The 9482-nt window shown below is 64.3% G+C and carries 9 protein-coding genes; 5 read left to right on the top strand and 4 right to left on the bottom strand.

From position 1 onward, the window contains the following. The coding region (groL, locus tag RMO25_RS02635; RefSeq protein WP_309661055.1) for a chaperonin GroEL at positions 1-1261 on the top strand (1261 nt) is incomplete at its 5' end. Positions 1262-1294: 33 nt separating this feature from the next. Here the strand turns inward: groL and RMO25_RS02630 are convergent. Then, positions 1295-1471, bottom strand: coding sequence for a hypothetical protein (locus tag RMO25_RS02630; protein WP_309661054.1), 177 nt, complete (start codon positions 1469-1471; stop codon positions 1295-1297). Positions 1472-1614: 143 nt separating this feature from the next. Further along, positions 1615-1851, bottom strand: coding sequence for a circumsporozoite protein (locus RMO25_RS02625; protein ID WP_309661053.1), 237 nt, complete (start codon positions 1849-1851; stop codon positions 1615-1617). 223 nt (positions 1852-2074) lie between these two features. Here RMO25_RS02625 and RMO25_RS02620 point away from each other — a divergent pair, with 223 nt between their 5' ends. The 4 genes from RMO25_RS02620 to metH are packed head-to-tail and all read left to right on the top strand — an operon-like array spanning position 2075 to position 7614. Further along, positions 2075-3040 carry a metalloregulator ArsR/SmtB family transcription factor gene (locus RMO25_RS02620; protein WP_309661052.1) on the top strand — a complete coding sequence of 322 codons (966 nt, stop codon included), beginning with the start codon at positions 2075-2077 and terminating at the stop codon, positions 3038-3040. Then, positions 3037-3939 carry a methylenetetrahydrofolate reductase [NAD(P)H] gene (gene metF / locus RMO25_RS02615; protein ID WP_309661051.1) on the top strand — a complete coding sequence of 301 codons (903 nt, stop codon included), beginning with the start codon at positions 3037-3039 and terminating at the stop codon, positions 3937-3939. The genes RMO25_RS02620 and metF overlap by 4 nt, the downstream gene beginning before the upstream one ends. Further along, positions 3936-4982, top strand: coding sequence for a homocysteine S-methyltransferase family protein (locus RMO25_RS02610; protein ID WP_309661050.1), 1047 nt, complete (start codon positions 3936-3938; stop codon positions 4980-4982). Before metF ends, RMO25_RS02610 begins: the two co-directional genes overlap by 4 nt. Before the next feature lies 1 nt (position 4983). After that, the gene (gene metH / locus RMO25_RS02605) at positions 4984-7614 is read left to right on the top strand and encodes a methionine synthase (protein ID WP_405051827.1); all 2631 of its coding nucleotides are present in this window, start codon (positions 4984-4986) and stop codon (positions 7612-7614) included. Here metH and RMO25_RS02600 read toward each other — a convergent pair. Both RMO25_RS02600 and RMO25_RS02595 read right to left on the bottom strand, forming a co-directional pair. Then, positions 7594-8538 carry a hypothetical protein gene (locus RMO25_RS02600; RefSeq protein WP_309661048.1) on the bottom strand — a complete coding sequence of 315 codons (945 nt, stop codon included), beginning with the start codon at positions 8536-8538 and terminating at the stop codon, positions 7594-7596. The two genes, metH and RMO25_RS02600, sit on opposite strands and share 21 nt — an antisense overlap. Further along, positions 8505-9434 (bottom strand): tetratricopeptide repeat protein, encoded by a 930-nt coding sequence (locus RMO25_RS02595; RefSeq protein ID WP_309661047.1) that lies wholly within the window; start codon positions 9432-9434, stop codon positions 8505-8507. Before RMO25_RS02595 ends, RMO25_RS02600 begins: the two co-directional genes overlap by 34 nt. Between the last annotated feature and the right edge of the window lie 48 nt (positions 9435-9482).

The raw sequence follows: 9482 nt of genomic DNA, 5'->3' as shown, positions 1-9482 counted from the left end.
CGAAGACCTCAAGGCGCGCTCGAAGCCCGTCGCCGGAACCAAGGAAATCGCCCAGGTCGGGATTATCTCGGCCAATGGCGACACCGTCGTCGGCGAGAAGATCGCCGAAGCGATGGAAAAGGTCGGCAAGGAAGGCGTCATTACCGTCGAGGAAGCCAAGGGCCTCGAGTTCGAGCTTGATGTCGTCGAAGGCATGCAGTTCGACCGCGGCTATCTGTCGCCCTACTTCATCACCAACCCGGAAAAGATGTCGGTCGAACTCACCGATCCGTACATCCTGATCCACGAAAAGAAGCTCAGCAACCTCCAGGCGATGCTGCCGATCCTCGAATCGGTGGTGCAGTCGGGCCGTCCGTTGCTGATCATCGCCGAGGACATCGAAGGCGAAGCGCTGGCGACCCTGGTGGTCAACAAGCTGCGCGGCGGCCTCAAGGTCGCGGCGGTCAAGGCGCCGGGCTTCGGCGATCGTCGCAAGGCGATGCTCGAGGATATCGCCATCCTGACCGGCGGCGAGCTGATCAGTGAAGATCTCGGCATCAAGCTCGAGAATGTCACGGTCGAGATGCTCGGCACCGCCAAGCGGGTGACGATCGACAAGGACACGACGACGCTGGTCGACGGGGCCGGCAGCCACGATGCGATCAAGGCGCGGACCGAGGCGATCCGCCAGCAGATCGAGAACACCACCAGCGACTATGACAAGGAGAAGCTCCAGGAGCGCCTGGCCAAGCTCGCCGGCGGCGTTGCCGTGATCAAGGTCGGCGGTTCGACCGAAGTCGAGGTCAAGGAGCGCAAGGACCGAGTCGACGACGCTCTCCATGCGACCCGCGCCGCGGTCGAGGAAGGCATCGTCCCTGGCGGCGGTGCGGCCTTGCTTTACGCGACCCAGGCGCTTGACGGCCTCAAAGGCGTCAACGACGACCAGACCCGCGGTGTCGATATCGTCCGCAAGTCGCTTTACTCGCCACTGCGCCAGATCGCCCAGAATGCCGGGCACGATGGCGCCGTGATCTCGGGCAAGCTGCTCGAGGGCAAGGACGAAGCGATGGGCTTCAACGCCCAGACCGAAGTCTATGAGAACCTCGTCAAGGCCGGCGTGAACGACCCGACCAAGGTCGTCCGCACCGCGCTCCAGGACGCGGCCTCGGTCGCCGGCCTGCTGATCACCACCGAAGCGGCGGTGAGCGAACTTCCCGACGACAAGCCGGCGATGGCGATGGGCGGCGGCGGCATGGGCGGCATGGGCGGCATGGACTTCTAAGGAAGCCCAAACCGACCGGGCGCTTGGTCCGAACTAATTCGAAGGGCCGGGAGAGCGATCTCCCGGCCCTTTGTCTTGGGCGGCATCGTTGAGCATGTCTTCGGCGTCGTTGAGCTGGTCGGACTGCGCCGCTGTCGGCGCCGGCGGCCGGTCGTCGCGACAGGCGGCGAGCAGCCATAGGCTGCACAAAAGGCAAACCTTCTTCGTCATTACGAGCGCGGCGTGGCCATCCAGTTTCTCGATTGGGCTGGATTGCCGCGTCGCGGCGCTCCCCGCAATGACGGGGGACGAAAAAAAGGGCCGCCCGCGGGTGCGGACGGCCCTTCGTTCCCCTTCTTGCGAAGGGGAATGGATTACATCTTGTTGGTGGCGGCGTTATCGACCGCGTTGCTGGCGTTATCGACCGCATTGCCGGCAGCGTCGAGCGCATTGTCGGCGGCGTTCATCGAATCGTTGGTCGCGGCGTTAACATCCATTTCGGCTGCATTCTCGACGTTGGTGTCGGCGTTGACGACATTGTCGGCCGCAGGCTTGGTGCACCCGGCCAGGCCGAGCGCCAGGACCGCAACGGTCACTGCAAATTTAGTCATGATCGTACGACTCCTTAAAACATGCCCTTAAAAAAACCGGGCACTGGCCTCGACCTGTCGTTTGATTCGAACAGGCCAGCGCGCGCCCATATAGACGACCGCCCTGCCACGCAATTGCCATAATTGCGCCCGGCCTTGCCGCCCGGAGTGTATTCGCCCGCGTCCATGGCAGACGAAGAGCGATTATTTGACGCATATAAAGATATCTTTATATCCTTATCTAGTGACTCCGACGCCCCCTCTTGCTGATCTCTTTCAGGCGCTTGCCGATCCGACGCGGGTACGGATCCTCGCGCTCTTGCGGATTATGGAGCTATCGGTCGGGGAACTGGCGCTGGTCCTCGGCCAGAGCCAGCCGCGGGTTTCGCGCCATTTGAAGATTCTTGCCGACGCCGGCGTCGTCCAGCGCCGCAAGGAGGGCAGCTGGGTGTTCCTGACCTTGGCCGATCCGGAGCGAACTGGACCCATGTTTGCCTTGCTCGATTGCTGGGCGGACGCGCCGACGCAGGCGCTGTTCGCGGCCGATGCGGCGCGGCTGGAAGCCGTGCGCGCGGACCGGGCGGAAGCGGCGTCGCGCTATTTTTCGACCCATGCCGTCGTGTGGGATTCGATCCGCTCGCTGCACGTCGCCGAATGCGAAGTCGAACAAGCGATCGAGCGCGCGCTCGGCGATCGGGAATTGGGCCGGCTGGTCGACATCGGCACCGGCACCGGGCGGATGATAGAGCTGTTTGGTCCGCGCGCCGCCTTGGCCATCGGCATCGACCGCTCGTCGGAAATGCTGCGGTTGGCGCGGGTAAAATTGGAAGCGGCGGGGATCGCGTCGAGCCTGCGTCAGGGCGACATGTACGCCCTTCCGCTTACCGATGGCAGCGCCGACAGCGTCATCATCCACCAGGTGCTGCATTATGCCCATTCGCCGGCGGCGGCGATTGCCGAAGCCACCCGCGTGCTCAGCCCGGGCGGAACCCTGCTGATCGTCGATTTCGCCGCGCATGAGTGCGAGGCGTTGCGCGTCAGCGATGCGCATATCCGGCTGGGCTTCGATGACGCCGTCATGGCCGGCTGGTTTGCCGCGGCTGGCCTTACCGCCGACCATGTCGAGCATCTGGAAGGCGGCGAGTTGACCGTCACCTTGTGGCGCGGCGTCAAAGCTGGGCAATCGCAGCGTCAGCGGCGGGCGGCATGAACCACCTCGAGAGCCTCGCCGCGCACGAGCCGCTGTTCGCCGAGACCCGCGGCGACATCGCCGTCAGCTTCGAATTCTTCCCGCCCAAGACGGAGAAAATGGAAGAGACATTGTGGGAGTCGGTGAAGACCCTCGAGCCATTGGCCCCGCGCTTCGTCTCGGTGACCTATGGCGCCGGCGGCTCGACTCGCGAGCGCACGCACGCAACCGTAGCGCGGATTGTTCGCGAAACGTCGATCCCCGCCGCCGCCCATTTGACCTGCGTCAATGCCACGCGCGACGAAGTTGATGCGATCGCCCGCGCCTATTGGGCGGTCGGCGTGCGCCATATCGTCGCGATCCGCGGCGATCCGCCGGAACCGGGCACGAAATTCACGCCGCATCCCGGCGGCTATGCCAATGCCGCTGAGCTGGTCGCCGGCCTCAAGCAAGTGGCGCCGTTCGAGATTTCGGTGGCCGCCTTCCCCGAATGCCATCCGGATTCGCCCAGCACCGCCGCCGATCTCGACAATCTCAAGCGCAAGGTCGACGCCGGGGCGAACCGGGCGACCACGCAGTTCTTCTTCGATCCGGAATGCTTCTTTCGCTATCAGGACAGCGTCGCGGCGGCCGGAATCGACATCGAAATCCTTCCCGGCATCATGCCGGTGACCAATTTCGCGGCGATCAACCGGATGGCGGCGATGAACGGCACTTCGGTCCCCGATTGGGTCGGCCGATTGTTCGAGGGGTTGGACGACCTCCCCGCCGCGCGCCAGCTGGTCGCCGCAACAATCGCCGCGGAGCTGTGCGCGCAGCTCTATGCGGGCGGCGTCCGCCACTTCCATTTCTACACGCTCAACCGGGCCGAGCTGAGCTACGCGATCTGCCATCTGCTTGGGGTCAGGGCCACGGCATGACGGTAGCGGACGCCTTTCGCGCGGAAGCGGCGATGCGCATCCTGATCAAGGATGGCGCCTACGGGACGTCGATCCAGGCGCGGCGGCTCAAAAGCGAGGATTATTGCCGCGGGCTCGACCTGTTCAAGGACCAGCGCGGCAACAATGATTTGCTCAACCTCACCCGGCCCGAGCTGGTCGAGGAAATAGCCGGCGAATTTGCCACGGCAGGCGTCGATATCCTCGCCACCAACACGTTCAACGCCAATGCCATCAGCCAGGCCGATTATGGGGCGGAGGCGCTTGTCGGCGAGATCAATCGCGCGGCGGCGCGGATCACGCGCGGCGTCGCCGACCGTTTTTCGCAAGCCGACGGCAAGCAACGCTGGGTGGCGGGCGCACTGGGCCCGACCAACAAGACGCTGTCGCTGTCGCCCGACGTCAACGATCCCGCTTTCCGCGAGGTCGATTTCGACACGATGAAAGCGGTTTATCGCGAGCAAATCGATGCTTTGGTCGAGGGCGGCGTCGATTTTATCCTGATTGAGACGATCTTCGACACGTTGAACGCCAAGGCCGGGATCAAGGCGGCACTCGAGGCCGGGGAAACGCTTGGCCGTCCACTGCCGCTGATGATTTCGATGACGCTGACGGATTTGAGCGGGCGTAACCTCTCGGGCCACACGGTCGAGGCGCTCTGGGCGTCGGTCCGCCATGCCAGGCCGGTAACCATCGGCCTCAATTGCTCATTCGGGGCGGCCCAGCTGCGGCCGCATCTGGCGGCCTTGGCGGCAGCCGCAGACACGCTGGTGATGGCTTACCCCAACGCTGGCCTGCCCAATGAACTGGGTGAATATGACGAGGCGGCGGCCGAAACCGCATCGCAAGTCGCCGAATGGATCGCCGACGGGCTGGTGAATGTGGTCGGCGGCTGTTGCGGGACCACCGCCGAACATCTCGCGGCGATTGCCGAGGTCGCGCGCGGGGCAACGCCGAGGCAGATTCCGCAACCCAACGGGCACACGATGCTCGCCGGGCTCGAGCCGATGATCCTCGCCGCCTGACATGGAGGCATCGCGCAGAAATCAAGCAGCCGTGGGCGCGCGGTTTGTCAATATCGGCGAACGGACGAACGTTACCGGTTCGGCGAAGTTCAAGAAATTGATCCTGTCCGGTGATTATGACGCGGCGGTCGAGGTCGCCCGCGATCAGGTTGAAAACGGCGCCCAGATCATCGACGTCAACATGGACGAAGCGCTGCTCGACAGCGAAATGGCGATGACGACGTTCCTCAAACGCATCGCCGCCGAGCCCGACATCGCCCGCGTCCCGGTGATGATCGACAGCTCCAAATGGAGCGTCATCGAGGCCGGACTCAAATGCGTGTCGGGCAAGCCGATCGTCAATTCGATCAGTTTGAAGGAAGGCGAGGAGCCGTTCCTCACTTTGGCCCGCAAAGTGCGCAGCTATGGCGCCGCGACCGTCGTCATGGCGTTCGACGAGGTGGGGCAGGCGGACACTGTCGCGCGCAAGATTTCGATCTGCGAACGCGCTTACAAACTGCTGACCGAGGACGGGACCGAGCCGCAAGACATTATGTTCGACCCCAACATCTTCGCGGTCGCAACCGGGATCGACGAGCATAAGCGTTACGCGCTCGATTTCATCGAAGCGGCCCGTGAAATTCGCAGCCGCTGCCCGGGCACCCACATCTCGGGCGGGCTGTCGAACCTCAGTTTCTCGTTCCGCGGCAACGAACCGGTGCGCCGGGCGATGCACAGCGTGTTCCTATACCACGCGATCCCAGCCGGGCTCGACATGGCCATCGTCAACGCTGGCCAGCTCGACGTCTACGATCTGATCGATCCCGAGCTGCGCGACGCGTGCGAGGACGTAATCCTCGACCGCACACCGAAGAGCGGCGTCGACCCGACCGAGCGACTGGTCGAATTGGCCGAGCGGTTTCGCGGCACCGACGAAGCCGAGGAGAAGAAGGAAGCTGAGTGGCGCGGGATGCCGGTTGGCGAGCGCCTGTCCTACGCTTTGGTCAAAGGCATCGACGGCCATATTGTCGCCGACACCGAGGAAGCGCGCCATTTGTTCGCGCGGCCGATCGAGGTTATCGAAGGGCCGTTGATGGACGGCATGAATGTCGTCGGCGACCTGTTCGGGTCGGGCAAGATGTTCCTGCCGCAAGTGGTCAAATCGGCGCGGGTGATGAAGAAAGCGGTCGCGCATTTGCTGCCGTTCATCGAGGCCGAGAAGGAAGCCACCGGCGCCACCCAGGGCAAGGGCAAGGTGGTGATGGCGACCGTCAAGGGCGATGTCCACGACATCGGCAAGAACATCGTTGGCGTCGTCCTCCAGTGCAACGGCTTCGAGATTATCGATCTTGGCGTGATGGTGCCGTGGCAGGACATCTTGCAGGCGGCGGACGACCATCAGGCCGATATGATTGGCCTGTCGGGGTTGATCACGCCGTCGCTGGACGAGATGGTGACGGTCGCCGGTGAAATGCAGCGACTGGGGTTGAAGACGCCGCTGCTGATCGGCGGCGCGACGACCAGCAAGGCGCACACCGCGCTGCGCATCGATGTCGCCTACGACGGGCCGGTGATCCATTCGGTTGATGCCAGCCGCGCGGTTGGCGTGGCCTCGGCCCTGGTGTCTGACACGCAGCGTCAGGCGCTCGTCGAAAATACCGCGAATGATTATCAGCTGCTGCGCGAAAGTCGCGCCAACCGCGGCCACAGCGAGCTGGCCACGATCGAGGAAGCGCGCGCCAATGGCTTTGCCTTCGACCCCAGCGGGCAGGCGACGCCGCCGCGCATGCCAGGGCTCCACCAGTTCGGCGAATGGCCGCTGCGCGACTTGCGCGCCTCGATCGACTGGACGCCGTTCTTCCGCGCCTGGGAGCTGGCGGGAAACTATCCGGCGATCCTCGACGATCCGGTGGTCGGGGAAAGCGCGCGCAGCGTGTTCGCGGATGCACAGGAAATGCTCAAGCAGCTAATCGCCGAGCGTTGGGTGACGCCGAAGGCAACCGTCGGCCTGTGGCGTTGCAAACGCGAGGGCGACGATGTGCTGGTGCTGGCCGGCAACGACTGGACGCGCATTCCGTTTCTTCGCCAGCAAGTGAAGAAGCGCGAAGGGCGGCCAAATATGTGCCTGGCCGACTTCATCAACCCGGACGGCGAGGACTGGATCGGCGGCTTCGCGGTCGGCATCCACGGGCTCGAGCCGCATCTGGCGCGGTTCAAGGCCGGCAATGACGATTATTCGGATATCCTCTTGAAAGCGCTGGCCGACCGCTTGGCTGAGAGCCTTGCCGAAGTGCTCCACGCCGAGGTCCGCAACCGCTTGTGGGACTATGCCGACGAGCATTTCACCAACGAGCAACTGATCCGCGAGAAATATAAGGGGATCCGCCCGGCGCCCGGCTATCCAGCCTGTCCCGACCACTCGCTCAAGCCGGCGCTGTTCGAGATGCTCGGCGGCCATCCGGGCGGGGTCACGCTGACGGAAAATTATGCGATGCTGCCGACCTCGGCGGTGTCGGGATTCTATTTCGGTCACCGCGACGCCCAATATTTTGGCGTCGCCCGGATCGGGCAGGACCAACTGCACGATTATGCCAAGCGGCGCGGGGTCGATGTGGAATGCGCGACGAGCTGGCTACGGCCGAACCTCGACTAACCGACGACGAAGCACAACGGGGTTAAACAGCGACCGCGCTTCCTGTTTCCTCAGCTCAACCTTGCGGTGCGGCCAGTCGCGGTGCCACTTTCGGTAGGCGACTTTGCTAGGTGCCTGCTGGATGGCACGCAGCTGCACGTCAGCGGCGTGCAGTATCGCGCGGCCGCGATCGAGCCCGGGCAGCTGGAAGCGCTCGTCGATCGAGCCCAGGGTGGATCGCGCGGCGCCGACCAGAACCCGGGCCGTCGCAACATCGCCGGCGCGCCATGAGTATTCGGCCGACCGCATCGCGGCGTCGGCATCATTGAGCATGCCATCGATCCGGATCGCGACCGTCGCCGGGCCGCGGCAGGCAGCGGGAGACAACGCGCGGACGTAGGCGGTTAATCCGTCGAGCACGGCCGGCGGCGGCTCTTCGCCGTCGAACTCGTCGACCACCAGGCCATGGATGAACGTCTTCAAATCCGGCTTCGCTGGATCGCGCGAAATCTTCAGGTTGGCGCCGGCAAGATCGGGAATTGCCTTGGGGTTGAATGCGCCATCGCCGCGCTTCTTGCTCATCAGCGACGACGTGACGTCGGCGGTGCCGGGGTGGCCAGACAAGCTCGGAAAGGCGAAATCCATATTGCCGCGGCCATTGCGGTGGCAGCTCGCGCAACTGAGACCAACGCGCGCCGCTTGGCCGCCAAGCAGCAGCGGCGCCCTGAAGGCCGCTCGCCCGATCGCCGCCGATGCCCGGTCGCTGGGGAGTTTGGGCGGTGTGAAGCATTCCGCCGGCTGGCGCGTCAGGCCGTCGAATAGCTGCCCAGGCGCTAGCCAGCGCGCCTCCCTGATCGGCAGGTTTGGCACATCCGCCGCCGCCGTGAGCAGCAGCGGCAGCGCCGCCGCGATCAGGAAGTGGGCGCGTGCCTGGCGTCGATCCATCGGCGCAACTCATCGGCCTCGGCGCAGCCAAAGCTGCACTGGGCCTCCAGTTTGGCCAACATGTGCTTGGCGCCCTTCAAATTGCCGCGCTCGACCATCAGCTCGCCATAATATTCGGTTGCGCCGCGATGCGCGGGAGCGCTGGCCAGCGCCTGCCGATAATAGCCTTCGGCGATGTCGTAGCGGCCAAGCTTGCGGTTGGCGAAACCGAGGTAAGTGAGGATATCCGGGTGCGCGCCGAAGGTCGCCTTGGCTTCCTGCAGCAACGCGATCGCCGCTTCGAAACGGCCCTCGTTGATCAGTCCGACCGCGACCAGATAAGCGGCATCGCCCATCCTGGCGCTTTCGAACAATAGGCTCGGACGCGTCCGCAGCTGGGCTTGCGGACTGCCTGCCAGGACCGCGCTGACCGCGGCAATGGCTTTGTCGAGGTCACCGGCTTCCGGGCAAGCGGCGGCGCATTTCGCCTGGCTCTCTTTCAATTTGGCGAGTTCTGCTTCGGCTTTGGGCTTTTCGCCGAGCTTGGCCAGCGTGATTGCGAGGTCTTGCCGCGCGGCAACCATCTTGGGGTCCGCCTTGACTGCTTTGTCGAAATATTTCGTCGCGCCCTTGAGGTCGTCGAGTCCGACCAGCGACAGGCCGGCCAGATAGTTGGTGGCCGAGTCGCGCGGGGCGACGCCGAGGACCTTGACGAAGTATTTCTTGGCGTCCGCGAACTGGGACGCTTTGAGCGCCTCGACACCCTTGAGATATTCCGCCGCGGCATCGAATTGCGGCGCGCTCATGCTTGGTGACTGTCCGCCGCTGCCAGAGCTGCCGCCGCTGCCGCCGGGATTGGCCAAGGCGGCCGTCGCAAGAAGGGATGTGCCGACCAACAAAAGCAAGGTTAGACGCATGATCAGCCTCCAGTGAGCCCGAGTGATAGGCCAGTTTATCAGAGAGAC

This window comes from Sphingomonas sp. (assembly GCF_031361285.1).
GTDB lineage: Bacteria > Pseudomonadota > Alphaproteobacteria > Sphingomonadales > Sphingomonadaceae > Sphingomicrobium.
This window is presented reverse-complemented; position numbering and strand designations above follow the sequence as displayed.